The organism is Acidobacteriota bacterium (genome assembly GCA_018268895.1).
GTDB lineage: Bacteria > Acidobacteriota > Terriglobia > Terriglobales > Acidobacteriaceae > Edaphobacter.
Window position 1 is genome coordinate 115,931 of the sequence record JAFDVP010000001.1, and the last position, 24,702, is coordinate 140,632.

General features: G+C 59.1%; 23 protein-coding genes. 15 read left to right on the plus strand and 8 right to left on the minus strand.

Features of this window, described 5'->3' with window-relative positions:
• Nucleotides 1–130: 130 nt before the first annotated feature.
• The 5 genes from JSS95_00485 to JSS95_00505 all read right to left on the minus strand — a co-directional run bounded on the left by JSS95_00485 (nucleotide 131) and on the right by JSS95_00505 (nucleotide 4,742).
• Nucleotides 131–1,099, minus strand: a complete 969-nt coding sequence (locus JSS95_00485; protein MBS1798278.1) for an electron transfer flavoprotein subunit alpha/FixB family protein — start codon at nucleotides 1,097–1,099, stop codon at nucleotides 131–133.
• Entirely contained in the window at nucleotides 1,096–1,863 is a 768-nt protein-coding gene (locus JSS95_00490; protein MBS1798279.1) for an electron transfer flavoprotein subunit beta/FixA family protein, read from the minus strand. Before JSS95_00490 ends, JSS95_00485 begins: the two co-directional genes overlap by 4 nt.
• Nucleotides 1,860–3,869 carry a (Fe-S)-binding protein gene (locus JSS95_00495; protein MBS1798280.1) on the minus strand — a complete coding sequence of 670 codons (2,010 nt, stop codon included), beginning with the start codon at nucleotides 3,867–3,869 and terminating at the stop codon, nucleotides 1,860–1,862. The genes JSS95_00490 and JSS95_00495 overlap by 4 nt, the downstream gene beginning before the upstream one ends.
• Nucleotides 3,870–3,959: 90 nt before the next feature.
• The gene (locus JSS95_00500) at nucleotides 3,960–4,244 is read right to left on the minus strand and encodes a hypothetical protein (GenBank protein ID MBS1798281.1); all 285 of its coding nucleotides are present in this window, start codon (nucleotides 4,242–4,244) and stop codon (nucleotides 3,960–3,962) included.
• Nucleotides 4,245–4,469: 225 nt separating this feature from the next.
• Nucleotides 4,470–4,742: a hypothetical protein gene (locus tag JSS95_00505; protein MBS1798282.1), complete on the minus strand. Its 273-nt coding sequence runs from the start codon at nucleotides 4,740–4,742 to the stop codon at nucleotides 4,470–4,472.
• 140 nt (nucleotides 4,743–4,882) lie between these two features.
• Between JSS95_00505 and JSS95_00510 the strand changes: the two genes are divergently transcribed.
• From JSS95_00510 to rocD, 14 genes are all read left to right on the plus strand, one after another.
• Nucleotides 4,883–5,065, plus strand: a complete 183-nt coding sequence (locus tag JSS95_00510; GenBank protein ID MBS1798283.1) for a hypothetical protein — start codon at nucleotides 4,883–4,885, stop codon at nucleotides 5,063–5,065.
• On the plus strand, nucleotides 5,062–5,799 hold the full coding sequence (locus tag JSS95_00515; protein MBS1798284.1) for an SIMPL domain-containing protein: 738 nt from the start codon (nucleotides 5,062–5,064) through the stop codon (nucleotides 5,797–5,799). The genes JSS95_00510 and JSS95_00515 overlap by 4 nt, the downstream gene beginning before the upstream one ends.
• Nucleotides 5,800–5,878: 79 nt before the next feature.
• A complete protein-coding gene (locus tag JSS95_00520) occupies nucleotides 5,879–6,667 on the plus strand; it encodes an acyltransferase (protein MBS1798285.1) in 789 nt (262 codons plus the stop codon).
• Between the two features lie 44 nt (nucleotides 6,668–6,711).
• Complete coding sequence (locus tag JSS95_00525; GenBank protein MBS1798286.1) at nucleotides 6,712–7,413, plus strand: site-2 protease family protein; 702 nt, start codon at nucleotides 6,712–6,714, stop codon at nucleotides 7,411–7,413.
• 35 nt (nucleotides 7,414–7,448) lie between these two features.
• Nucleotides 7,449–8,618, plus strand: a complete 1,170-nt coding sequence (gene trpS, locus JSS95_00530; GenBank protein ID MBS1798287.1) for a tryptophan--tRNA ligase — start codon at nucleotides 7,449–7,451, stop codon at nucleotides 8,616–8,618.
• A 66-nt stretch (nucleotides 8,619–8,684) separates the two neighbouring features.
• Nucleotides 8,685–9,584 carry a segregation/condensation protein A gene (locus JSS95_00535; GenBank protein ID MBS1798288.1) on the plus strand — a complete coding sequence of 300 codons (900 nt, stop codon included), beginning with the start codon at nucleotides 8,685–8,687 and terminating at the stop codon, nucleotides 9,582–9,584.
• Between the two features lie 201 nt (nucleotides 9,585–9,785).
• Nucleotides 9,786–11,390 (plus strand): inorganic phosphate transporter, encoded by a 1,605-nt coding sequence (locus tag JSS95_00540; GenBank protein ID MBS1798289.1) that lies wholly within the window; start codon nucleotides 9,786–9,788, stop codon nucleotides 11,388–11,390.
• A gap of 125 nt (nucleotides 11,391–11,515) precedes the next feature.
• A complete protein-coding gene (gene scpB, locus JSS95_00545; GenBank protein MBS1798290.1) occupies nucleotides 11,516–12,523 on the plus strand; it encodes an SMC-Scp complex subunit ScpB in 1,008 nt (335 codons plus the stop codon).
• Between the two features lie 56 nt (nucleotides 12,524–12,579).
• Nucleotides 12,580–13,542, plus strand: a complete 963-nt coding sequence (locus JSS95_00550) for an rRNA pseudouridine synthase (protein ID MBS1798291.1) — start codon at nucleotides 12,580–12,582, stop codon at nucleotides 13,540–13,542.
• Nucleotides 13,543–13,844: 302 nt separating this feature from the next.
• A complete protein-coding gene (gene msrA, locus JSS95_00555; protein MBS1798292.1) occupies nucleotides 13,845–14,321 on the plus strand; it encodes a peptide-methionine (S)-S-oxide reductase MsrA in 477 nt (158 codons plus the stop codon).
• Nucleotides 14,322–14,677: 356 nt separating this feature from the next.
• Entirely contained in the window at nucleotides 14,678–16,210 is a 1,533-nt protein-coding gene (locus JSS95_00560; protein ID MBS1798293.1) for a DEAD/DEAH box helicase, read from the plus strand.
• A gap of 225 nt (nucleotides 16,211–16,435) precedes the next feature.
• The gene (locus JSS95_00565; protein ID MBS1798294.1) at nucleotides 16,436–17,482 is read left to right on the plus strand and encodes a hypothetical protein; all 1,047 of its coding nucleotides are present in this window, start codon (nucleotides 16,436–16,438) and stop codon (nucleotides 17,480–17,482) included.
• A gap of 98 nt (nucleotides 17,483–17,580) precedes the next feature.
• Nucleotides 17,581–19,218 (plus strand): ATP-binding cassette domain-containing protein, encoded by a 1,638-nt coding sequence (locus JSS95_00570; GenBank protein ID MBS1798295.1) that lies wholly within the window; start codon nucleotides 17,581–17,583, stop codon nucleotides 19,216–19,218.
• Between the two features lie 175 nt (nucleotides 19,219–19,393).
• On the plus strand, nucleotides 19,394–20,644 hold the full coding sequence (rocD, locus tag JSS95_00575; GenBank protein MBS1798296.1) for an ornithine--oxo-acid transaminase: 1,251 nt from the start codon (nucleotides 19,394–19,396) through the stop codon (nucleotides 20,642–20,644).
• A 10-nt stretch (nucleotides 20,645–20,654) separates the two neighbouring features.
• Here rocD and JSS95_00580 read toward each other — a convergent pair whose 3' ends face one another.
• The 3 genes from JSS95_00580 to JSS95_00590 all read right to left on the minus strand — a co-directional run bounded on the left by JSS95_00580 (nucleotide 20,655) and on the right by JSS95_00590 (nucleotide 23,941).
• Nucleotides 20,655–21,683 (minus strand): DUF2235 domain-containing protein, encoded by a 1,029-nt coding sequence (locus tag JSS95_00580; GenBank protein ID MBS1798297.1) that lies wholly within the window; start codon nucleotides 21,681–21,683, stop codon nucleotides 20,655–20,657.
• Nucleotides 21,684–21,815: 132 nt separating this feature from the next.
• A complete protein-coding gene (locus JSS95_00585) occupies nucleotides 21,816–22,838 on the minus strand; it encodes an NAD(P)-dependent oxidoreductase (GenBank protein ID MBS1798298.1) in 1,023 nt (340 codons plus the stop codon).
• Nucleotides 22,835–23,941, minus strand: a complete 1,107-nt coding sequence (locus JSS95_00590) for a Gfo/Idh/MocA family oxidoreductase (protein MBS1798299.1) — start codon at nucleotides 23,939–23,941, stop codon at nucleotides 22,835–22,837. The genes JSS95_00585 and JSS95_00590 overlap by 4 nt, the downstream gene beginning before the upstream one ends.
• A gap of 180 nt (nucleotides 23,942–24,121) precedes the next feature.
• Here JSS95_00590 and JSS95_00595 point away from each other — a divergent pair, with 180 nt between their 5' ends.
• On the plus strand, nucleotides 24,122–24,535 hold the full coding sequence (locus JSS95_00595) for a DUF2237 domain-containing protein (GenBank protein MBS1798300.1): 414 nt from the start codon (nucleotides 24,122–24,124) through the stop codon (nucleotides 24,533–24,535).
• The last annotated feature ends 167 nt before the right edge of the window (nucleotides 24,536–24,702 follow it).

The following is a 24,702-nucleotide window of genomic DNA, read 5'->3' on the forward strand; positions in this document are numbered from 1 at the left end:
GGGTGCAATGAAAACATCGGCAGCCGACGCATCCGCTTGAGTTATGAGTATAGATGGCGCTCCTCGAGAAAGGAGTCATTCCATGAGAAAAGCGACATCTGTCGATGTCGCTTTACTCGTGCGAAAGCAGTTAGCTCTTTGCCGCTGCAATGGCCTTCGTCAGTTCGGGGACGATTTCGAAGAGGTCGCCCACGACGCCGTAGTCGGCAACCTCGAAGATCGGCGCGTGCTCATCCTTGTTGATGGCGATCACGGTCTTCGATCCCTTCATGCCGACAAGGTGCTGGATTGCTCCTGAGATTCCCACCGCGAGGTACAGCTTCGGTGAAACGGTCTGTCCGGAGCTTCCTACCTGTCGCTCCATGGGCAGCCAACCGTTGTCGCAGATGGGCCGCGAGGCGGCGAGCTCCGCGCCGAGGGCCGATGCAAGCTCCTGGACGATGGCGATGTTCTCCTGCTCACCGATGCCGCGCCCGACGGAGACGATGATCGGGGCCGACGACAGGTCGACCGTCTGCGCAGACTCGCGGAAACGCTCGCCGGGTTTGTTGCGAATCCTGGCGGCATCAAGCTCAAGCGTGAAGCCCTCCATTGCGATCGGAGCAGCCCCGGAGGCTTCGGCGCGAAAGCTGCCTGCCTGTACGGAGACGAAGCATGGGCCTGGACCGGTCTGTTTGTAGTCTGCGTTCAGCTTGCCCTGAAGTAGCTGCCGCACAAACACGGGGCCGTCATGAATGGCGATGACATCGCTGATCAGTACCTGCTGGAAACGAGTCGCCAGCGCCGGGGCAAAGTCGCGCACCTGGTAGGTGTGAGGGAAGAGGACGAACGCGGGATCGAGCTTTTTGATGAGCTGTTCGATCGCTGAGGTGAAGCCGTCGGAGGTATACGTCTTCAGCAACTCATGCTCAACCGCATAGACGGCTTTCGGCTTTACATCCGTCTCCCACGGAAGCGACTGAACGCTCTCGCCAACGATGGCAGCCGAAAGCTCCGCCCCCAGTTTTGCGGCGAGCTGCTGGCCGGCGGCGAGCGCCTCGAAGCTCATGCGATTCCATGCTCCTTCGCGCTGTTCCAGAACAACAAGCACTCCGCTCATATCACCCTCGCTTCAAACTTCAGCTTCTCGACGATCTTCGCCGCAACCTCGGCAGGAGTGCCGGTAAGTATCTCCGTCTTCTTCTGCTTCTCGGGCAGGTAGACCCGCTCGAGCGTCACGGCCGCTGCATGAGCAGGAGCCTCTGCCGCCACGGTCTTCAGCTCCTTGGTCCTGGCCTTCTTAATTCCCATCAGCGTCGCATAGCGCAGTTTGTTTCCACCCGACTGGATGGTGAGCAGCGCCGGCAGGGGCATCTCGACATACTGAAACCATCCATCTTCGAGCTCGCGTTTGACCTTCAGGCCTGCGGGTGTTGCCTCGACGTGCATGATGAGAGTGGCGTGGGGAATGCCGAGCAGCTCAGCGAGAACGACGCCCGTCTGGCCGAGCCCCAGGTCGTCGGACTGCAAGCCGGTGAGGATGAGGTCCGGCGACTCGGCCTTCACCGCATTGGCCAGAAGCCGCGCAACCCCCACGGTATCGAGGTCACCAAGGTTGTCGGCCTCGATGTGAATGGCGCGGTCCGCGCCCTTGGCGAGCGCCTCGCGCAGCGTGGACTGCACGCGCTCCGGACCGGCGCAGACGACGATGACCTCTCCCGCGCCGTTCTTCTCTTTCAACTGCAACGCCTCTTCGAGCGCGTAGGCGTCCGGCTCGTTGATGGTGTAGCTGAGATCGCTCTCGTCGATCCATTTGCCGTCGGCGGCAACGCGGACCTGCGCGTCGCGCTCCGGCACCTGCTTGATGGCTACAACAATCTTCACTGCACTCCTCCAGCTTCTTTCTGTGATGCGGGAATCGCCCGCGCGGTCAGTTGCGCGATGTCGAGCAACTGAGGAGGGGCATCACTCACCGCTGTCAGCGCGTCGCGGAACATCGTATTGCAGAACGGGCACGCCGTGCCGACGACCTGCGCCCCAGTATCCACAAGCTCCTTCGCACGTACATGGCTGACGCGCTCACCCTTCTCTTCACCAAGAAATGCCAATCCGCCGCCGGCTCCGCAACAGAAGCTGCGCTCGTGCGAGCGTGGAGCTTCAATAAGCGTGCCGGCCAGCGCAACGACAGCACGCGGCTCCTCGTATACATCCTGATAGCGGCCGAGGTAGCAGGGATCGTGATAGACGATGCTCTCGCCGCCTTGCTTCGGCAGACGGTCTTTGTGCCGCGCCATGAACTCGGAGTGATGCTCGATCTCGGGAGCAATGCCAAACTCGCGCCAGTCGTTGGCGATGGTGCGGACGCAGTGCGGGCAGATTGCGACGATCTTCCGCACCTTTGCTGTCTCAAAAGCTTTCAGGCCGCTCTCGGCCAGTGTTTGAAAGACGAGATCGTTGCCCAGGCGTCGCGCCGGATCGCCCGTGCACTTTTCTTTCTTCAACACGCCGAAGCTCGTTCCGAGATACTGCATCACACGCGAGAAGTCGGCGATGATCTCGCGCCCCTTGGGATCGTAGCCACCCATGCAGCCCAGCCACAGGCAATACTCCTGCGTCCCATCGAAGATGGGAAACGCCTGCTTCTGAATGAATTTGTCGCGCTCCACGGCGCTCAGGCCAAGCGCGTTGCCATGCTTCTCGAGCGCAAGGAAGAGCTTGGTGCCATAGTCGTCCTCCCATGCTCCAGTGTTGGTCGCGCCGCGGCGCAGGCCGACGATGATGGGCACATGCTGGATGCCGACGGGGCACTGATACTCGCAGCTTCCGCAGGTAGTGCACTCGAACGCGGCTTCCATGCTGAGCAGCTTCTGGTGTGCATCGGTAGGCGCATTAGCGCGGCTCCCACTAAGCAAGGGAATATCGGAGGCAGGCCCGAACTCGTTCAGGTAACCACGCATACCGAGGACGATTTCCTTCGGACTAAGCACCTTGCCGGTGTTCGCGGCGGGGCAGTGCTCCGTGCACCGGCCGCACTCCACGCAACTGTAGGCTTGCAGCGAGATCAGTTGCGTCACATCTTTACCCGCGACCAGGCCGAAATCCTCATCGCCCGCGAGCGGAGGAATCTTCGAGAAGCCGTCGCGCTTGAGAAAGACCGTTACCGGACTGAGCACAAGGTGCAGGTGCTTGGTGTGCGGAATCAATGGAAGAAAGACCACCAGCGCCAGCGTATGCGTCCACCAGAGGGCTTTTGCACCTGCGCCACCGTCGTTGACGAAGAACTCCCCGAGATAGCTGACCATCAGCAGAAAGATAAGGAATGCGATCCACCCAGACTCATAAGAGACCTTTTCACCGAGCCAGATTGGCCTGACGAAGAAGCGGCGGATGAACAGCCCAGCAATCGAGACGGCTACCAGCAATGCCCAAGCGGCAGCGAAAAGGAAATAAAAACTTCCGACGATGCTTTGAGGGGACAGAAAGCCGAGCCCGACTCCGTTTGCCAGGTGGTTGAGGCTCACGAGTGCGAAGGCAAGAAACCCCCAGAAGACGAAGGCGTGGGCAAGGCCGGGGAGCGGTCTCTGGCGGATGACCTTGCCCTGGCACAGGACCTCCCAGAAGAAGTCCCACACGCGGAGTCCGATAGGGCTGAGGGAAAAGTCTGCGTCTTTCTTTGAGCGCAGGATATTACGGAGAATTGGCCCGAAGCGCCAGAAGAATAGCGCCGCAGAGCAGAGAAGGCACAGGACGAGAAGGCCGGACTCAAGGGAAGAGAAGTGTCCTGGTTCAGCTAGCGTGGCTGAGAGGCTGAGGCCTGGATGCTCCGTATCGAGCAACAGTCCCGCTATTTGGTAAGCACCTGCTGCCACTGCGAGCGTTCCTGCAACCATCCGAACCTGTCCGCGGCGGACAGCCCCGCAGGCTGACGCCGCTCTTTCGAATAATCTCTTCGGGAACGCCCGAGCCGATTCAGCGAATGCTTAGTAGCTGATGAACTCGTTTGTTCCGCGGCGCAGACGAATGCCCATGATGAAGAAGGCCACGGCGAGTACACCAGTGAGCACGTCCCAATAGAACATGGGGTGCGCCCATCCCGGAGAGAGCGTAATGTCCTGACCGGCCCATACCGTCACCAGCGTACTGACGATAAGAAACTGCCAGCCGATCACCAGGAAAAGCTGGCCGCGACGGCGGCGCTTGTCCAGCAGTTCGACCTCATCGGGGCTCAGATTACGTTCTTCAACGGGTATCAGCGTGTTCGCCATTGGTCTTCTAAATCTCCCTGCGTATTCTTCCGATTCGATAGGAAGGCAGCCGATGCCATAGGGCATCGGCGCTCGATTCCATTAAAACATAGCCTTCCGTTTCATAACGATTACCGCCCGCTCACAGGGTTGATCCTTCGTTTCGTCCAGCGCCGGTCAGCATAATTGAATACGGATTCATTCGTAAAGCGGCTTTGCGTAAATTCACAATAGCCCAAGGAAGACTTATATAAACGCGACCGACTGAATGCCAGCGACCTCAAAACGCTTGCGGCAGCGGATGTTTTTGCAGCCGACCATGTCGTCGCGGCGAACCATGTAGCTCTGGGCCTTGGCGAACCGTGCGCGGTCGCGATCGTCGGCGTTTCGGGGGAGCTGGGCCTTCTTGCGGCGCACGATCCAGCCCAGTTCGTACTCGCCAGGTTGTCCGCAGTGTGGACAGGTCATGGTGTGGGTGCGCTGTTCGGGCCGCTCGTCGAAAAAGTCACGTTCTTCCATCTCTGCACCTCTTCAGGGGGCGGCGGCTGTTTTGCCGTCCACGTCCCACAGCCGCCCGGCGGTTACCAGACGCTGCGAACAAAGTATTGCATAATCGCAGAGGGCCTGGCTCAACCGCGCCGCCGCCCCGGAGCTTACGAATGGCCAAAGAGAAGAAGCAGGTATTTTCCACCGTGAAGGCCGTCAAATCGAATGCGCGCGATCGCGTCGGAACTCCGCCACCCGAACGTGTGTTGCCCGACCCGAAGCAGAAGCGCGCCGCAAGGCCAAAGCACAAAGAAACCCTCGCCGATCTGATCGGCAGGACAGGAGAAGAGGCATGACCAACCTTCGCACTAGCGTCCTCACGACTGCATTTGTCACCCTCGTATCAGTCGCCGGAGTCTCAGCACAGACCATCCAGGTGAACAAGGAGAACCGCACCATTGCGATCACCGCGACCGACAAGGTGACCCTGATGGCCGATCAGGCGACGCTGCACATCGGCTTTATTGCCTACGGCCCCGACAGCAACACGGCTTACGCCAACGGGTCGCGCATCTCAAACGCCATCGTGGATGCACTCACAAAGGCCGGAATCCCGAAGGAGACGATCCAGAGCGAGAACCAGCAGGTCTCTCCAGTTCAGCCCTACCAGATCGAAAAGCTGACTGAGGCGCAGAAGGCGCAGCGCCAGTTCCAGGTAACGCAGAGCTGGACGGTGAAGATGGCCGCCAATGATGCGGCCAAGGCGCTCGACGTGGCGGTGAAGGCCGGGGCGAACCAGTCCGGCCAGATCGAGTGGGGCTTCAAGGACGACAACGCTCCCGACGCGGAGGCCGCTGCCAAGGCCCTGAAGCGTGCCCGTACCCAGGCCGAGCAGATGGCTGCCGGACTGAACACGAAGCTCGGCTCGCTGCTCTACGCCAGCAACGAGGTGCAAGCAAGCGGACCGCGCCCGATCATGATGCGCGCGATGGCTGCTGCCCCGGCGATGGACAAGGTGGAACCGCTGGCCATCAATCCGCGCGAGATCGAGCGCTTGGCGACCGTTTACGCTGTCTTTGCGATTGAATAGCCAGGCTCCAGGCGTTGCTGCAAAGTCGTCATGTCTGAGCGCAGCGAAATCCCAGTACTGTTCTGCTGAGGGACCAATCATGCCGAAGTACACCTATCGCGAACTCAAGCCCACACCCGAGGCCGAGGCCATCTATCGCCGCTGGCTGGCGCAGCTCAACGAGGAGTTCACCAGGCACCAGTCTGTCGACCGCCGGTCTGATATTGTCCGCGACGAGCTGTATCAGATATATCTAGGCAAACAGCATGGCGGTCGCATGAACGCAATGCTGAGCAGCGAGCTTGCCACCAATGTGCTCACCGAGTCCTTCGACCCGCGCAACGTCACTCTTGAGCCGGAGTACTACGGCGATATCGACGCCGAGAAGTATGCCGTTCGCAAGCCGCTGATCTGGTTCTGGCAGATGTTCGACCGCTCACCGCTGGGGCTCAACCACTGGCTCGGGTTCAAGTTTCGCTGCATGTTAGGGCACCACATCTTCCGCCACATGGGCAAGGGCGTAAAGATCTTCCACAACGTCGAGTTCACCTATGGCTACAACCTCACCATCGAGGACAACTGCACCATCCACAAGAACGTCATGCTCGACGATCGCGGAGAGATCATCCTGCGCGAGGGTTCCAGCGTCTCGGACTACGCCAACATCTACTCGCACACGCACGACATCAACGTGCAGGCAGATGTGACGAACAAGCCCACGGTGATCGGCCCACGAGCGCGCATCACCTACCACGCCACGGTATTGGCTGGAGCGCACATCGGCGAGAATGCCATGCTCGGCGCGATGGGCCTTGCGACAAAGGCTGTTCCTCCAGGAACCGTCTCCGTTGGTATACCGGCCAAGGTCAAACGTGAGAAGAACGCTTGAGGCGGGTACCGTTTTTTGAGTGCAATCTTCGATAAGCTAAAGATATGAATCAGGACGTTGTCCTCATCCTTATGCAGGTCGTGGCGCTGGTCATGGCCTTCTGCGTTCACGAGTGCGCTCATGCCTGGACTGCCTGGCGGCTGGGAGACCCCACGGCGCGCATGCTGGGTCGCGTGACCCTGAACCCGATGAAGCACCTCGATCCCTTCGGCTCGGTCCTGATGCCGCTGGTGGCGCTGGTCTACCACTGGCCGTTGATTGGGTGGGCCAAGCCAACGCCGGTTACGCCACGCAACTTCAAGAACTATCGCCGCGACGACATCCTGGTCACCATCGCCGGTCCCATCAGCAACTTGCTACTGGCGACCGCCGCATTGATTCTTCTCCTCATCATCAAGCATGCCGTTCCCGGAGGAGCGCTCTCCGTCTTCACCGCGATGGCGCTGGCCATGCACTACCCCGGGGTCTCAACGGAAAATCTGCCGGCGCTCTTTCCTCTGGCGTTACTCTTCTACTACATCATCCTGATCAACCTGCTACTGTTTGTCTTCAATCTTGTGCCGTTTCCTCCGCTGGATGGCAGCCGCATTCTTCGCCATTTTCTGCCTTACAGCGTATTGCAGGTGTATGACCGTATGGGCATCTTCGCCCTGTGGATATTTATGCTTGTCGCCGGAGGCTTCATCTTCCGCATTTTTCTTGGACCTTTGCAGTCGACCTTCGACAGCATCCTCGCCGCGCTTTAGAGTGCGTCTTCCCGTATCATCATGAATTGAACGTAATGACCGAACAGACCTCCTCCAACTCGCGCTCGCGCGTCCTCAGCGGCATGCGCCCGACCGGCAAGCTGCACCTGGGCAACTACATGGGCGCGCTCTACAACTGGGTCAAGCTGCAACACCAGTACGAGTGCTACTTCTTTATCGCGGATTGGCACGCCATGACCACGGGCTATGCCGACACCTCGAATGTGGCAAAGGATACGCTTGAAGTCGCGATCGATTTTCTCGCCGCCGGCCTCGATCCCAAGCTGTCGACGATCTTTGTCCAGTCGCAGGTTCCGCAGCACGCCGAACTGCATCTTCTGCTGAGCATGATTACTCCGCTCAGTTGGCTGGAGCGCGTGCCCACATACAAGGACCAGCAGGAGCAGCTCAAGGAGAAGGACCTCGCGACCTACGGCTTCCTCGGCTATCCGCTGTTGCAGGCCGCCGATATCCTTCTTTATCAGCCGAAGTTTGTTCCCGTAGGGCAAGACCAGGAGGCGCACGTCGAGCTCACCCGCGAGGTCGCACGCCGCTTCAACCAGTTCTATCCCGGCGACTTCTTTCTAAGTCCGGAGGCGAAGCCCTGGGAGCTTCCGGCCATTGAAGAGAAGGCGCGTAAGATCGCCGGCGACAAGAGTAAAAGCACGTTTACCGCGTATGAATTGTTCACCGCCGCACAACAGACGAAGAAGCTCACCGGGTTTGGCCGCATCGACGTGCTGCCCGAGCCGCAGGTACTGTTGACTCCTTCGCCTAAACTGCCTGGCACCGACGGACGCAAGATGTCCAAGAGCTATAAAAATACGATTGAGCTCTCCGACACTGAACAGGCTATCCGGTCCAAGATCAAAACGATGGTGACCGACCCGGCGCGCGTACGCCGCGAAGACCCGGGCAACCCGGACGTATGTCCTGTCTTCGATCTGCACAAGGTCTTTTCCACAGCGGAGACGCAACAGAAGGTCCGCGAGGGATGTACGACGGCTGGCATCGGCTGCATCGAATGTAAGGGGTGGGTGGCCGATGCCATCGTGCAGGAGATTGCTCCGATCGCTGAACGCCGTAGATACTTTGAGTCCCACACCGACGAGGTAAAGGACATTCTTGCGAATGGCAACAAAAGGGCTGCCGCAAGAGCGGAAACAACGATGAACCAAGTCAACCGAGCGGTAGGACTTCTGTAGAGAATAATGGCCGACGAAACTCTCCATCCCGAAACCGAAGCCGGCGCAGAAGCTACATCGCCAGAGATGACTGCGCAGCCTATGGAGCCGCAGCCGCAGGAGACCTTTGCTCTCAAGCACCCTGTCGCTGCTCCCGAAGCAGAGCCGAAGCGCGTTCCAAAGGACAAGGACAAAGAGAAGGAAGAGGCGTCCCAGTCGCCGTTCTCGGTCTTTGTCGGCCAAGTCTATGACGGCCCGCTCGACCTTTTGCTCGATCTTATCCGCAAGCAGAACATCGACATCTACGACATTCCCATCGCGCGCATCACCGAGCAGTTTCTGGAGTACACCCGGAAACTCCAGCAGAGCGATGTCGACGCAGCCGGCGAGTTTATCTACACCGCCTCGCTGTTGATTCATATCAAGTCGAAGATGCTGCTGCCACGCGATCCCAGCGACGTCGCCGGAGGAGACGCCGAAGACCCGCGCCGCGAGTTGGTCGAGCGCCTGCTCGAGCATGAGCGCTTCAAGGCCGCCGCGCAGATGCTGCTGCAGAAGCAGCAGATTGAAGAAGCCATATGGACCAATCCCGGCATCCGCGAGTTCCGCGAAACGGCCGAGGCCGAGCGCGAGATCGCGGCCGACACGGTCGACCTCGTCCGCGTCTTTCAGGAGATCCTTGACCGTGTCCGTAAGCGGCCTGTGCTCGACGTCGATGAAGAATCCGTCACCGTTGCGCAGATGATCGACTACGTGAAGCGCCGTCTCGTCATGGAAGACAAGCCCGTCTCGCTGCGCCGATTGCTTCACAATACGCACACGGAACGCGCGTTGATCTGCATGTTCCTCGCAATGCTGGAGTTGGTCCGGTTGCAGGCTGTGCTGCTGCATCAGCCGGTCCAGCAGGGGGACATTCTCATCAAGAAGACCGACAACTTCGACCAGGTCTTTGCCGATCAGCAACAGGCGAGAGACGACTGGCGGTAAGCCCTTTTCTTCGTTTGATCGCGCCGGAAAGTTTAGGCCTTGTTTTCCTCAGGTCGATCTATAATTAAATCGTTGCTTTTCTTATAGATACGGATAAGTTCATCTGACTGTAATGTTCCATTCATCTTCTTCAGTTACCATTGCGACGGACATCTTTAGTTTCGTGCAAGGAACGACCTGATCTTCTAGGTGATCAAGTTTATGGCAACTCAAGCCACCCTTCCGTCAGGTCGATTACTTGATGAGAAGTTGAAAAAGAGCTCTCCCGGAAAGACAGGCTTCATCGTCTTTCTGCTGTTGGTTTTAGGCGGGGTCGCCTACATTGTCAACCGGCTCGCAATTGACCTCTCGTTTGTCCATACCACGACAATTTATCCCTACCTGTTGCTTGGCGTAGCGCTGATGATCGCGCTTGGTTTTGAATTCGTGAACGGATTTCACGATACCGCCAACGCGGTGGCGACCGTCATCTATACGCACTCGCTTGAACCTCATGCCGCAGTCGTCTGGTCTGGTGTCTGGAACTTTATCGGGGTGCTGACGAGTTCGGGCGCCGTTGCCTACTCCATCATTACGTTGCTTCCCGTCGAGTTGATTCTCAAGGTGAGTAAAGGCTCCGGGTTTGCCATGGTCTTTGCGCTGCTGGTGGCGGCCATTCTGTGGAACCTTGCAACGTGGTATCGCGGCCTGCCTGCTTCGAGCTCGCATACCATGATCGGCTCGATTATCGGCGTTGGAATAACCAACCAGCTTCTGCATGGCGCAAGCGGATTCAGCGGCGTCGACTGGGACCAGGTCACCAAGGTCTTCAAGGCGTTGCTTGTCTCGCCGGTGGTTGGCCTTGTAGGTGCTGCGCTGCTGTTTCTTGTCTTCAAGATCGCGCTTCGCGACCCGCGTCTTTACGAAGCCCCCAAGGGCACGGAGCCGCCACCGTTTCATATTCGCGCGCTGCTGGTGCTTACATGCACGGGCGTAAGTTTTGCTCATGGCTCCAACGATGGACAGAAGGGCATGGGACTGATCATGCTGGTTCTGGTTGGGACGGTCCCCACGGCCTACGCCCTCAACCATGCGGTGGGAACCTCCGAGGTCCAGACCTTTGCCGCCGTCTCGCAGCAGACAACCCAGGCCATCTCGCACTACATCGATCCCAGCGTTACTGTCAGCGATGCCGGACCCGAGCTCCAGCGCTTTGTTGCAACGCGCGAGTTTCATTCGGAGACAATGCCTGCCTTGCAGCAGACAGTGACCGCCATCGAGCGAGAGGTCACTCGCTTCGGTTCTCTGCGCCGCGTTCCCGACGACATGCAGGCCAATGTCCGCAACCAGATGTATCTGGTGAGCGAGAGCATCCATCTCATGCCGAAGTACGGCCCCAGGCTCGATGAGGACGACTCGAGCATCTTCGCCAACTATGCGGGCTTTCTCGATCACTCGACGAAGTTCATTCCCACATGGGTGAAGGTTGCGGTCGCGCTCGCTCTTGGGTTGGGCACAATGGTCGGCTGGAAACGCATCGTCGTGACCGTCGGCGAAAAGATCGGCAAGACGCATCTGACTTACGCGCAGGGAGCGGCGGCCGAGCTGATCGCAATGGCAACGATTCTGGGCGCCGACAGGTTCGGTCTTCCGGTGAGCACGACACACGTTCTCTCATCGGGAATTGCCGGATCGATGGCTGCGAATAACAGCGGGCTTCAACTGAAAACTCTGCGCAACATTGCACTGGCGTGGTTCTTTACGCTGCCTGCCGCGGCCATGCTCTCGGGTGGGCTCTACTGGCTGTTCAATCAGTTCGTCAGATAGCGAACGGAGCGATTGCGGTTCTCCGGGCCAGTTTGGACGACACCCTGTCTCTGTGCAAAACGCGTCCTTAATCACACCGATCATCAGGTCAAATGGCTGCGCCGTTCTTATACACTCAGAGGGGAATGAGCCTTAAAGCCAAGATCGAAGCCGTCATCTATGCCTCAGAAGAACCTGTAACCCTCGCACAGCTAGTCGGGCTGTTAGGCCAGGAGGCCCAGGTCGAGCTGGACCAGATCGCCGCTGCACAACACTCGCTCGCGCTTGGCGAAGGCGAGGTTGTCGATGCCGATCGGGCAGACAGCGTCGAAGCGAACGATGCCGACGCACTCAATGCCGAGGTGGTTGCCGAGGAGGCTACCGAGCCTGCTGTTGAGCGCGAAGCTGCTCCGGTGGCTACCGAGCCGGACGCGGCAGTTGAGGGCGACGCTGACAAGCTGGCTGTGCGTGAGGCCAAAGACGAGAAGGAGAAGTCCCGGCGGCTGCGCGAATACTTTCGCTCGCTGCTCGATGAGCTTGTCTCCGACTATGCAAACGGCGATCGCGGCTTGGAGATACGCGAGGTGGCCAGCGGCTACCGCCTTGCAACCAAGCCCGAGTATCACGATGCAGTTCGTGGCTTTGTGAAGTCGCTGAAGCCGCCGCTGAAGCTCTCGCTGCAGGCGCTCGAAACGCTTGCCGTCGTCGCGTACAAGCAGCCGGTGACAGCCCCTGAGGTCTCCGAGATTCGCGGCGTGGACTCAGGCGGCGTGCTCGGCAGCCTGATGACGCGCAAGCTGGTCACGACAGCGGGCCGCAAGCAGGTCATTGGACGTCCCATTCTCTACAAGACGACCAAGGACTTCCTGCTGCGCTTCGGCTTGAAGGACATCAACGAGCTTCCCTCGATCGAAGAGTTCGAGAAGATGGCCGGGGAGCTGGCCGAGCAGGAAGAGATCCCGATGGACTCGGTCGCCCATGAGCACCATGCTCCTGAGTCGCCGGGTGAGCTTGAGGAAGAGCGGCACACCCATCTTCCCCAGGCCGATGGCAGTCCAGACCCCGTGGACGATCCGCTGGACGACCAGCTACCCGACGATACCCTGAGCGATGAGAGCGTTTCAGCCGTTGGTGTGGAATCGAAGCAGGACTGAATGTACTCCGTCCCTGATAACTGGATACACTGGTAGCTGAGCAACACTTGACCGCGATGAGCAGCTCCGCAGTCGGAAAGCTGGAACCAGTGTCGAAAAACAATCCCAAGAGCAAACCGGACCCTTCCCAGGAAGCTCCCACAGGCGACCGCCTGCAGAAGATCCTTGCGCAGGCCGGCATCGCCAGCCGCCGCAAGGCTGAAGAGATCATCCTCGAAGGCCGCGTTCAGGTAAACGGCCAGACCGTCACAGAGCTTGGTACGCGCGCCGACATCACCCGCGACCATATCCGCGTCGATGGCAAGCTGCTCCACGGGCGCGAGCAGCAGCGCTACTACATGCTCAACAAGCCGCGCGGCTACGTCACCACGCTCGCAGACCCTGAGAAGCGGCCTACAGTGATGGAATTGATGACAAAGACCAAGGGACCCCATGGGGACCACGTCCGTCTCTATCCCGTCGGCCGGCTGGATTACCTCTCCGAAGGCCTGCTCCTGATGACGAACGACGGGGACCTCGCCAACCGCTTGTCAAAGGCGGCGGCCGGCGTGGAGAAGACCTATCTTGTGAAGGTTTCGGGGGTGCCCACCGCTGAAGGGATTGAGCAGCTTCGGCGAGGCATCATGATCGATCGCGGCCGCCTCAACGAGATACGCAGTGGACGCCGGGACCGGGTCATCACGGCACCGGCGAAGGTGGAGCAGGTGCGGGGTGGCGACAATCCCTGGTACGAGTTGACCTTGACCGAAGGCCGCAATCGACAGATACGAAAGATGTTTGAAGAGATCGGCCATCACGTCGAAAAGATCCGGCGGATCGGCTACGGCGCTCTTCGCCTCGATGTGCCCCCAGGCGATTTCCGCGAGTTGACTGCGGGCGAAGTGACTGCGCTGGGTCGCGCCGCGCGTGGGCAGAAGGTCACTCCTAAGCAAAAGATGCCGGAGCATGCACAGCTCAAAAAGCCCGTTCCGCCAAAGTCAGCCAAACGGCGGCCGGTAAGAGACAGGCGATTCTCATAGATCATTTGTCGTAGGTGAAGAGGGCCAGGCTGAATCTAGTTAGGCACCTGCCGGAAGGGCTGGCGACGGCCATTTCTACAGCAAATTTAAATCTTTTGAAACACCCTGTTGATATCCCACAAAAGTTCGTTGTGATTCTATTGACACGTCACGATCCGGGCGAACAGAATACTCCCGCTGTTCATCTTTCGGTTGGTGACAAACGACCTTCTGGAAGCATCCAACTGAATATCGTCCGGGTAAACGGCGCAACAGCCATTAGCCAGCAGAACGAGGGTGTTGTGAGCAGTAAAGGAGTAGCGGTGGCAATTGAAAAGGCAACATTTGGAGCAGGTTGTTTTTGGGGTGTTGAAGCCAGGTTCAATGAAGTAACTGGAGTGATCGACACAGCGGCGGGCTACGAGGGCGGAGATCTCGAGCACCCAACCTATAAAGATGTTTGTACCGACCGCACCGGCCATGCGGAAGTCGTTCAGGTAACCTTCGACAACTCTCGGCTGAGTTACGAAGCGCTGCTGGACGCGTTCTTCGCGCTTCACGACCCCACGCAGGTCAACCGGCAGGGGCCGGACTGGGGAACCCAGTACAGGAGCGTCATCTTCACACACAATGACCGGCAGGCTAGCGAAGCTCGGGCAAAGATCGCCGAGTTGAACGCCTCGGGCATGTATCGCGATACGATCGCGACGCAGGTTCATCCCACCCGCACCTTTTGGAAGGCGGAGGAGTACCACCAGCGCTATCTGGAGAAGCGCGGCATGGTTAGCTGCCATATCTGATTGCGAATGAAGACAACAACGAGCCGAGGGGTCCTTTTGTTGCAGGCTCCTCGGCAACCTTTTGCCTGAAATGTGGTAAACTACTCTTGCGAGTAGTAATGAACTATCCGCAAAGCATCGCAGGCGAAGACTTCAGCTTATATCGAAGATCTGGCCAGAGACTGCGATCGCTTCCTCCCATCGCCTGTCTTTTCACCACGAAAATGTGGAGACATGAGTTGGTTGCTCTGGCTGGAGGCACGTCATCGGACGCGCTTCGCCGTGCAGCAGCAGCTTTTCGCGAATCAGATCCCGAGAGCCATGCTGAATCCAGGATTGGCGGCCAGTGCCGCATCTGCATTTCTCTGTCTGGTCGAATGAATCGGCCTTATACCAAAGGATTTTTCTTGACTACAGCAACTCTTGAGCAGCATCCGGTCTCGCAGGAACTCCCTGCGGAGCCCACACCCTCCTCCCCAAACCAGCGTTTTATCGACTTCAACATCCCGGACTCCCTCAAGAGCCGTCTGACGAACGCTGGATTCATCAACCCGACGCCGGTGCAGGCTGGAGCGATTCCGCCGGCACTCGATGGCTCCGATATCCTTGCCACTGCCTCAACTGGTACTGGCAAGACCCTCAGCTTCCTCGTACCCATCATCGAGCGCCTGGATGCGACCTCTGTGCCCAGCACGCGCGCAAAGCGTAACCCCATCCGGGCCCTCATTCTTCTTCCTACGCGCGAATTGGCAATGCAGGTCCTGGACGTTTACTGGAAGCTGATGCCCAGCGCAAAGCATGATGCCACGCTGATCTGCGGAGGACTCTCAGAGAACGTTCAGTTTGACAACCTCGACCGCGGTCCTCGTCTTGTAGTCGCAACTCCGGGCCGCCTTGAGGACTTCCTCCGCCGCCGTGAGATCGATCTCTCCAAGGTCGAAATGTTCGTTCTCGACGAGGTCGACCGGATGCTCGACATGGGCTTTCTGCCAGCCATCCGCCGTATCGTCACTGCCGTTCCCAAGACGCGGCAGACGATGTGTTACTCGGCTACGCTCGATGCCAACATCCAGGAGATCGTTCGTGACTACGTGAAGAATCCTGTTCGCATCGAGATCGGAAGCACCTCGAAGCCTTCGGACCGGGTTGAGCTGCGCGCCTATACGGTGATGCAGGACCAGAAACTCGGCCTGCTGAACCAGATGCTGAACGAAGAGCAGGGAACGTTCCTGGTCTTCTCGCGTACCAAGCATGGCGCCGACCGTATCGCGCGCAAGCTCGAGAAGCTGGGCCACGACACGAACGCCATCCACGGCGACCGCTCGCAGTCACAGCGCACGGCGGCTCTCAAGGGCTTCGCGACCGGCAAGCACCGCGTTCTTGTGGCGACCGACGTTGCCGCGCGCGGTATCGATGTCTCCGACATCGCGCACGTCGTCAACTACGACCTGCCGAACGCCAGCGAGGACTTCGTTCATCGTATTGGCCGCACGGGGCGCGCCGGCGCGAAGGGCGTTGCGACGACCTATGTCATGCCGCAGGAGCGTCACGAAGCCCGCAAGCTGGAGCGCGAACTGAAGATAAAATTCGACTGGCGCGAGGCCGATAAGAACCTCGAGAAGGAGGAGCGCAACAAGCCCCTAGACCTCAACGCGCTTCCCGCTGCTTCGTCCGACCCCATCGATGCGCTGCTTGCACTGGAGACGCGCTCCTGGCGCAACGGTTCCGGGCAGGACAGCGAAGCGTCAAACAGTGGTCGTCCTGGCGGGTTTCGCGGACGTCGTAAAGGCAACGCCGCCCGCCCGCAGGGTCACGGTAAGAGCAATAACGCGCACCCCGGACGCAATGCCTCGCACCCGCGCGGCGGCAACTCAGGCAACCGGCCATCCCGCGGCAACCGGGGACGCTGACAGTCCTCCACAACGCTCCGCCCGCAGGCCAACCAGCCCAGGCGGAGCTTGTGCTTCGTTCACATCGCGCGACAGACTTAACCGGACTCAATGGCACCGGAAAACCGACCTTCATGAACGTTCGCTTAGAGTGAGTGGTGGCCCCCCGTCGAGTTGGCAGGTCCTTACCTCCGGTCTGTATAAATCATGCATTACACTGGCTCAGCACAACAGGCTGCTTAAACTATGCCCAACGATCAAGCTGAGGGAACACAGGTGCGTTGCACCGGTTCCATGCAAAGCTACCTGCGATATGAACGCATCTTCGTCACAGTTTTTCTGCTGTTCGCATGCGCGACCCTGGGGCACTTTTCGCATGAATCCTATTACATTTATTCAACAGATCACCATGTCTCTCTGTTTGAGGCGCCGAAGGTGCTTTATGCGCCCGAGGCCTATCGAGTCGCGATTCCATGGCTAGGGCGTTTAGTCGCTCACGTTGTTCCTGGTTTGGATTCAAGCGTTATCTATGCGGCTATCGGCGTTCTATTCATTTTCCCCGCTTTGTACTTGTTCTATCTCCTGGCGGTGAAGGACATCGCGGTCGAGCGCTCGATATACGGCCGCGTTGCCGCCGTTGCGCTATTTCTGGCATTCATCCAGTTTCCTTTGACCTGGGTTGTTCCCTGGCAGCGTCCTGAAACACTGCCAAATACCTTCTATCTGGCTGGCGTTCTCTGGTTGCTTTCGAAACAAACCAGAGGCGTTCTGCCAATTGTGTCGCTTTTGGTGCTGACACTCTGGCAGAGCTTCGTTCGTGCCGATATCCCCTTTGTCTTCGGTACGGCGCTGGCCCTGGGAAGCATGTTTGGCGATGCGTTCGCGGATTTCGGCAGCAGGCGCTCCAATCTCCTGACTGGAGGGGCTATCGCTGCCCTAGCGGTGACGATACAGCTTTACCTGCAGCGAATACGCTTTCCACATCTGGAGTACCCTCCGGACACCGCAGTTGTTCAGTTGTGGCGCAACGTTACTCCTCATGGGATTGTTGGCTTTGCGCTGGCAATGATGCCTGTTGCTCTTGTCGTATTGATACTCCAGGTGAAGCGAGTTCGAGTCACAGCGTTCGATTCCCTGGTGTTGGTTGCCAGCGGCCTCTACCTTCCGCTTTGGCTCACGGTGGGTATTGTGAGTGAAGTTCGCATCTTTGTCCCGTTCCTCTTTGCTGTTTGTGCCGTAGGCGCCAGGCTGGGAGCGGCAACTGCCATCAATGCGATTGAAGGCCATGGCTGAGGCGTGCAATCTCCCAGGCGATGTGTAAGCCTCACGTTTGAATGGTGGCAGGCTTAGCGCCTGCAATGCAGTGAAGGCTGTAAAATAGAAGAAATACGATGATCTCCGTTTCGAATGTCACTATGCGCTATGGATCGAAGCTCCTCTTTGAGGATGTTTCGGTCACGTTCACCACGGGCCGCCGCTACGGCCTCACCGGCCCCAATGGCGCCGGCAAATCCACCTTCATGAAGGTGCTCACCGGCGAGATCGACGCCCAGAAGGGCTCTGTCGTTCGCCCTAAAAAAGTCGGCGTCCTCAAGCAGGACCAGTACGAGTTCGACGCCTATCGCGTGATCGACACCGTCATCATGGGCAACAAGGCCCTGTGGGCGGCGCTTGAAGAACGTGAGCGCATCTACGAGAAGCCGGAGCTGACGGACGAAGACGGTTCGCGCCTCGGAGAGCTCGAGGGCATCGTCGGCGACGAGGACGGCTATGAGGCCGAGTCGAACGCCGCAGTGCTGCTGCAAGGCCTCGATATCCCAGACGAAGTGCACGAACGCAAGATGAGCGAACTGCAGGGCGGCCAGAAGGTCCGCGTGCTCCTTGCGCAGGCCCTCTTCGGCAACCCCGAAGCTCTGCTGCTCGACGAGCCGACGAACTATCTCGATCTCGACTCCATCCACTGGCTGGAGAACTTCCTCAACCGCTACAACGGCACAGTGATCACCATCTCGCACGATCGCTACTTCCTCAATTCAGTCTGCACGCATATCGCCGACATCGACTACGAGACGATCATCACCTACACCGGCGGCTACGACGACATGGTTCTGCAGAAGACGCAGGTCCGCTCCCGCATCGAGAGCCAGAACGAGCAGCGCGAAAAGAAGATCGCTCAGCTCAACGATTTCATTGCGCGCTTCTCCGCCGGTACGCGCAGCTCGCAGGTCAACTCGCGTAAGAAGGAAGTCGAGCGGCTTGCAACGACCGAGCTTGCACGCTCGAATATCCAGCGCCCGTACATTCGCTTCGAAATGCTGCGCCCCTCGGGCAAGCACCTGCTCGAAGTCGAAGGCGTCAACAAGTCCTACACTCAACCCGACGGTAAGACAGAACACGTGATCAATAACTTCTCCTCCGCCGTCATGCGCGGTGAGAAGGTTGTTCTCATCGGCCGCAACGCGCAAGGCAAGACGACGATGCTCAAGGCGCTGCTGGCCAACGCCGGGCTCGACGAGTCGCAGGCCTCCGACATCGACTCAGGCACCGTGAAATGGGGCCACGAGGCGCAGATTGGTTACTTCGCGCAGGACCACAAGGGCTCGATCCAACTCGGCATGACGGCGGCCGACTGGCTGCACCAGTTCGACCCGCAGGCCACCAAGGAAGACATCCGCGGCATTCTCGGCCAGATGCTCTTCCGCGGCGAAGAGGGCAACAAGAAGACGGATGCGCTCTCAGGCGGAGAGGCAGCGCGGTTGCTCTTCTGCAAACTGATGCTGCAGAAGCCGAATGTGCTTGTGCTTGACGAGCCGACGAACCACCTCGACCTCGAGAGCATCAACGCACTCAACCAGGCGATCCAGAAGTACGAGGGCACCGTCTTCCTCGTCACACATGACCAGGACCTGATCGAAGAGGCCGGCACGCGCATCTGGCACTTCGAGGGCGGCCCCGACGATTTCCGCATTACGGACCACAAGGGGCCGTATGAGGAGTATCAGCAGCAGCTTGCTGTTGCCGCAAAGTAGCGCATATTTATTCAGGCGTCATACAAGAAGAGCGCGGCATTATCGCCGCGCTCTTCTTTTTATGCATGTTCTATACAGTGTTTATGCAGCTTTTCGCGCCTCTATCCTTCGGCATGGAATAATAGAAAAGAGAAGTCACTCTACTTCTTCAAAAAATCAGGCTCAGGCGGTCGATATGGCAAGTTCAACCCTGCACAGCGACACAGCAGAAGATCTCAAGGTGCAATCCACCACAACCTCGCGCCTCATCGCGCTTGAGGACAAGTACGGCGCGCACAACTACAAGCCTCTGGATGTCGTTGTCGAGCGCGCCTCAGGTGTGTGGATCTATGACGTCGAAGGCCGGCGGTATCTCGACTTCCTCGCCGCGTACTCTGCCGTCAACCAGGGCCACTGCCATCCCCGCATCCTTGCCGCCATGCAGGAGCAGGCGCAGCGCGTTACGCTGACCTCGCGCGCCTTCCGCAACGACCAGCTTCCGCTCTTCTACAAGGAGGTCTCCGACCTCACCGGCTATGAGATGACGCTGCCCATGAACTCCGGCACCGAGGCCGTCGAGTCCGCGCTGAAGCTCGCGCGCAAGTGGGGCTACAAGGTCAAGGGCATTCCCGAGGGCAAGGCCGAGATCATCGTCTGCGAGAACAACTTCCATGGCCGCACGATCTCAATCATCAGCTTCTCCACCGAACCGCAGTACCGCGACGGCTTCGGCCCTTATCTCTCCGGCTTCAAGATCATTCCGTTCGGCGATGCTGCAGCTCTCCGTGAGGCGATCACGCTCAACACCGCAGCCTTCCTCGTCGAGCCGATTCAGGGCGAAGCGGGTGTGCTGATTCCGCCCGCCGGCTACCTGGCCGAGGCGGCCGCGATCTGCAAAGAGAACAACGTTCTCTTCATGGCCGACGAGATTCAATCGGGCCTCGGCCGCACGGGCAAGCTCTTTGCCTATGAGCACGAGGGGATCAGGCCAGATGTGCTCATCGTTGGCAAGGCGCTCGCAGGCGGCTTCTATCCCGTCTCAGCGGTTCTTGCTTCGCGCGAGATCATAGGCCTGCTCAATCCCGGTGACCACGGCAGCACCTTCGGTGGAAATCCGATGGCCTGCGCGGTTGCGCGTGCCTCGATTCGCGTCATCGTCGAAGAACGGCTCGCCGAGCGCTCTGCCGAACTGGGCAGGCTGCTGATCGACCGCATCCGGCAGATTCGCAGCCCGCAGATTCGAGAAGTACGCGGCATGGGCCTCTGGGTTGCCATCGAACTGAACGGCCCGGCGCGTCCCATCTGCGAGGCGCTCATGCGTGAGGGTCTTCTCTGCAAGGAGACGCACGACAACGTCATCCGCCTCGCTCCTCCGCTCACCATCGAGCGCGAAGACCTGCTCTGGGCCTGCGACCGCATCAAGGCAGTCCTCGAAGAGATGGCATAGCCGTCAAAGGCTATGCCACAACTACTTCGCTGGCGTATCCCGCATCGGGAAGCCCCGTGTTCTGCAGAGTAAGATTGCACGGCCGATAACTGCCGTCATGCTGGCAGCGGACTGCAACGCTGTTCGCCAGCGTCGCCTTCGCATCGATCTTCCGCGACTTGGGGAAGAGCCATACCGGGTTCCACGACTCGTGCTTCGTATCGAGCGCATATTTGGCCTCCGTTGGGCATGGATACTTCGCCAGCATTGTGGGGTCGATCGTTAGCCCCAGTGCCGCAGCTTTACACATCATCCACCCCAGCGGGATCTCCGACAGGGCAGAGCCGCTATCAGCGTCTTCTGCATAGCCGCCGCCTATATCCGAGTGGACACCGGTAAAGTAGACCTGCGAGATCGTCTGTCCCGGAGCCGGAGGCGTTGTCCAAAGCGTCGCCGGAAACTCTTCTCTCTTTTCATCGATCGCGACGGCGTGATACGCGTTCAGAATTCGGGGGTTGAGGCCCGTGTCCAGGAACCCATACAGCAGCGGACTCACACCGCCGATGATTGCAGGTATTCCTAGCGCGCCTACCGTGTCCCAGACACCAACCATCTTGATCTGAGGCTGAACCATGCCATACGAACTCAACGTCGCCAGCATCTCTACTCGCTTGTCCTTGTTCCGGTACGCTTCAAACGCAACTTCAACCTGGTTCGGGTCGGGATTCTTGGTAGGCAGGCCGCAAGCACCAATCATTCCGGCTATGCTTCGCGCCGTGTAGGCTCCGCGGCTGAAGCCGAAGATGAAGATGTCATCGCCCTCTTCGTAGATGCTGGCAATACTCGAATAGCCATCCTTGACCTTCTGGAAGAGGCCGAAGCCGAAGGCTCCCCCTGCCAGCTTCTCAATCGGCAATCCATCCGCGCCAACGCCCGGATCGTAGAACTTGAATTGTTGCCCCGGAATGGAGGAGATTGCGTTGGATATCTTCCAGACGTTGCTGTTGTTTCCCGTGCCGTCCCATGTCCCGTCCGCGCAGAATGCAATTCGTCGGCTCATCGTCGTCCCTCTCACGATTCATAGATTGTGTTGGGGGCCCGTGGCACACACAATACCACCTCTCTCGCGATGGCGACTACGCAGGTTGAAGAATTCATGCGGCAGCTAAATCTTTTCAGGGCAAGGTTTGCGTCATTTCGCTTTGTCCGGCTCCGCGCGAAACGCTGCGAACGCGCGCTCCAACCCTTCACGCGTCGAGATCAGCGGCTGCCACCCGATGCTCTTCAGCTTCGTATTGCTGAACTGGTTGCCGCCCCACATCGCCCGCGTCTTGTAAGGCGTAAAGATTGCTGGAAGTTGTCCCTTCGATTTGGCGCTGTACCTCTCCACCATCTTCGATCCCCACATCAGCGCGAAGTAGGGAACCGGGATCGACTTCACCGGCTTCACCTTGCGTTTGTAGAGCTTCAGATACTCACGCGAGGTCACCAGATCGTCGTCCACCACGTTGAAGACCTGCCCATCCACACCCTCATGCAAGGCAGCGACGACAATTGCCTCGGCGCAGTTGTCCACATAGGTCAGCGGCAGCAGGTTCTTCCCGCCAAGGTGAAGAAACCTTCCGAAGAGACTCAGGCCCACGCGGTTTGAGAAGTGTCCTCCCCCGGGCCCATAGATCACGCCCGGCCGCAGCACCACCAGCTCGAAGCCATACCGCTCGCGATACTCCCAGAACAACTGCTCCTGCCTGAGCTTCGAGTGCGAGTACACATCGCGCTGCTCCGGGTGCCGCTCGAGCGGCGTGCTCTCATCGACCATCGCGCCGCGCGGCAACTCCGCGACTCCCATCGCGCCAAACGAGCTGACCAGGACTACGCGTATCGGCCGCAACTCGTTCACCACGGCCTCCAGCAGGTTGCGTGAGGCGACGACCGAGTCCAGGAACATCTCCGCCGGCGAACCCTTCAGCGCCGCTGCTGCGTGGATCACGATGCCGCATCCAGTCAGCGCCGAGCTAATCTCCACCGCGTTGCGCAGATTGACCGCAACATACTCCAGCCTTGCCGCTGGATATCGTGCGGCGATGGCATCAAGCCCACAGGCCTTCGATTTGTCGCGCAACATGCAGCGCAGGTCGGTCTCTCCGTGCGCGAGCAGCCGCTCGACGATGGCCTTGCCCAGAAAACCTCCGGCTCCGGTGACAAGTATCTTCATCGCGCACCCTCCGTCACCGTCGGCGGATACACCTGTCCGATCACGCGGTCCATTACGTCGGCCACGCGCACAATCTCGGAGTAGGGAATCGGGGGAGCGCCGCCGTCCCTGATCCCTGCGTAAAACAGCTCCAGTAGCTTCGACATGCCTGCAAAGAAGTGAAACTCGGCGCGCCGGAACTGGCCGACGTTTTTCTTCGCCTCGCCCAGATACCTCCCCGCCATCTGCAATGGAGGGGCCAGCCGTCCCACCGCGCTCGGATACCTTTGCGATGCCGTAGATACAACGGTGCGGTTGTTGAAGTCGACCTCCACCGTCGCTTTCGTTCCGTATACCTTCAGCGTGTTCGCCACCGGCCGCGCATGAGAGCATAGGCTGCCATACGCCGACACTCCACCTGCGCGCAAAAACACACGAAGCTCATCCAGCATGGCGTCCGTTGCATCGCCGCGCACGGCCTCGCGCCGCTTGAACGCAAAGGCGTGGATCTCGGGCTCCACGTCCGGAAACAGCGGAACGATGCGGTTGAAGATGTGGTCCATCATGTTCTGAAACAGCTTTCCAGGCAGCCGATGGACCCAGTGCCCGGCATCGCTCATCAGCGCCTGGCCGTAGGCTCCCGCAAGGTCGTAGCCGATGAAGGCTTCAACATGCACTGGCTCGCCAATCACGTCACGCGCTAGCATCTCCTTGAACTGCATCGCAGGCGGATCGAAGTTGGGCCAGTAGTTGATCGTCATCTGCCGCCCGCCTGCAACCACTGCGCCAATCAACTCGCGCGAGGCTGAAGCCGTTAGCGCCAGCGGCTTTTCCAGAAAGACATGAGCGCCGGCCTCGACACACTGCCGTGTCAGTGGCACATGCGCGGCAGGCGGCGTCGTGATGTGTACGACGTCCAGGCGCTCCTTCGCCAGCATCTCGCCCACGTCACCATACCAAGCGGGAACGCCGTAGCGCACCGCAAGCTGCTCGGCCAGCAGGGGCTCGCGATCGCACACGGCGGCGAGCTCCGCACCATCGAGGTGTTTGACGACCTCGGCATGCCCATCGGCGATCTTTCCGCAGCCAACGATTCCTACGCGCAGTGTCTTCAGAGACGGCATCTCTATCAGGTTACAGAAAGCAGGCGATGCAATGGCAGCTCTCTTCCGCCAATGCAGTAACGCGTGCGATAACCCTATCGCATTGCGCTTTATGTGGAACGCTTTCGCGCATTCTCACAAAATGGCATACTAACCATCCAGTAAGCGCAACGACATCGGGAAGGGAAGTGCCTGTAGTTTATGCCAGAGACCGAACCAGCCAGAGAGCCTGTAAAAGCCCGGGGAAGAAATGTGCTCGGTCAGCCGCTGGAGGTCTGCGGATGCCAGCCGATGACAGGCTTCTATCGCACGGGCTGCTGCGAGACCGGTCCGGACGATCTCGGTGTCCACACCGTCTGCTGCATCGTCAGTGAGGAGTTTCTGCGTGTTTCCCGGCTGCTCGGCAATGACCTGAGCACCCCCATGCCCCAGTTCGGTTTTCCTGGCCTGAAGTCCGGCGACCGATGGTGCGTCTGCGCCGCTCGCTGGTTCGAGGTCCAGCAGGAAGGCGCAGGCTGCCCCATCATCCTGGAGGCCACACACGAGGCGACGCTCGCCATCGTTCCCTTCGAAATCCTCATTCAATACGCTGTCATCCCCGACACGCTGCATTAGCGGCAGCACAAAGTGGCCGGAAGAGGTGCCTGGCAGTTCCGGCTTCATCGACCTGGTTCCAGCTAAAAAAGCGTCGTGTATCGACGTAAGACTTCTAAAAGCCTGTCAATAAGAGAGGTCCACGCGAACCTCTCTTGACAATTGCCTACTATTGGCTTGAACTTAGG

Bases quoted from the DNA above. Each gene is read 5' to 3' on its own strand.
- JSS95_00520 (MBS1798285.1), top strand. From the start codon at position 5,879: ATGCCGAAGTACACCTATCGCGAACTCAAGCCCACACCCGAGGCCGAG.
- rocD (MBS1798296.1), top strand. From the start codon at position 19,394: ATGGCAAGTTCAACCCTGCACAGCGACACAGCAGAAGATCTCAAGGTG.
- JSS95_00580 (MBS1798297.1), bottom strand. From the start codon at position 21,683: ATGAGCCGACGAATTGCATTCTGCGCGGACGGGACATGGGACGGCACG.
- JSS95_00525 (MBS1798286.1), top strand. From the start codon at position 6,712: ATGAATCAGGACGTTGTCCTCATCCTTATGCAGGTCGTGGCGCTGGTC.
- JSS95_00515 (MBS1798284.1), top strand. From the start codon at position 5,062: ATGACCAACCTTCGCACTAGCGTCCTCACGACTGCATTTGTCACCCTC.
- JSS95_00590 (MBS1798299.1), bottom strand. From the start codon at position 23,941: ATGCCGTCTCTGAAGACACTGCGCGTAGGAATCGTTGGCTGCGGAAAG.
- JSS95_00570 (MBS1798295.1), top strand. From the start codon at position 17,581: ATGATCTCCGTTTCGAATGTCACTATGCGCTATGGATCGAAGCTCCTC.
- JSS95_00550 (MBS1798291.1), top strand. From the start codon at position 12,580: ATGAGCAGCTCCGCAGTCGGAAAGCTGGAACCAGTGTCGAAAAACAAT.
- JSS95_00535 (MBS1798288.1), top strand. From the start codon at position 8,685: ATGACTGCGCAGCCTATGGAGCCGCAGCCGCAGGAGACCTTTGCTCTC.
- JSS95_00500 (MBS1798281.1), bottom strand. From the start codon at position 4,244: ATGGCGAACACGCTGATACCCGTTGAAGAACGTAATCTGAGCCCCGAT.
- JSS95_00540 (MBS1798289.1), top strand. From the start codon at position 9,786: ATGGCAACTCAAGCCACCCTTCCGTCAGGTCGATTACTTGATGAGAAG.
- JSS95_00505 (MBS1798282.1), bottom strand. From the start codon at position 4,742: ATGGAAGAACGTGACTTTTTCGACGAGCGGCCCGAACAGCGCACCCAC.
- JSS95_00485 (MBS1798278.1), bottom strand. From the start codon at position 1,099: ATGAGCGGAGTGCTTGTTGTTCTGGAACAGCGCGAAGGAGCATGGAAT.
- JSS95_00495 (MBS1798280.1), bottom strand. From the start codon at position 3,869: ATGGTTGCAGGAACGCTCGCAGTGGCAGCAGGTGCTTACCAAATAGCG.
- JSS95_00585 (MBS1798298.1), bottom strand. From the start codon at position 22,838: ATGAAGATACTTGTCACCGGAGCCGGAGGTTTTCTGGGCAAGGCCATC.
- JSS95_00595 (MBS1798300.1), top strand. From the start codon at position 24,122: ATGCCAGAGACCGAACCAGCCAGAGAGCCTGTAAAAGCCCGGGGAAGA.
- JSS95_00560 (MBS1798293.1), top strand. From the start codon at position 14,678: ATGAATCGGCCTTATACCAAAGGATTTTTCTTGACTACAGCAACTCTT.
- JSS95_00565 (MBS1798294.1), top strand. From the start codon at position 16,436: ATGCCCAACGATCAAGCTGAGGGAACACAGGTGCGTTGCACCGGTTCC.
- JSS95_00510 (MBS1798283.1), top strand. From the start codon at position 4,883: ATGGCCAAAGAGAAGAAGCAGGTATTTTCCACCGTGAAGGCCGTCAAA.
- trpS (MBS1798287.1), top strand. From the start codon at position 7,449: ATGACCGAACAGACCTCCTCCAACTCGCGCTCGCGCGTCCTCAGCGGC.
- scpB (MBS1798290.1), top strand. From the start codon at position 11,516: ATGAGCCTTAAAGCCAAGATCGAAGCCGTCATCTATGCCTCAGAAGAA.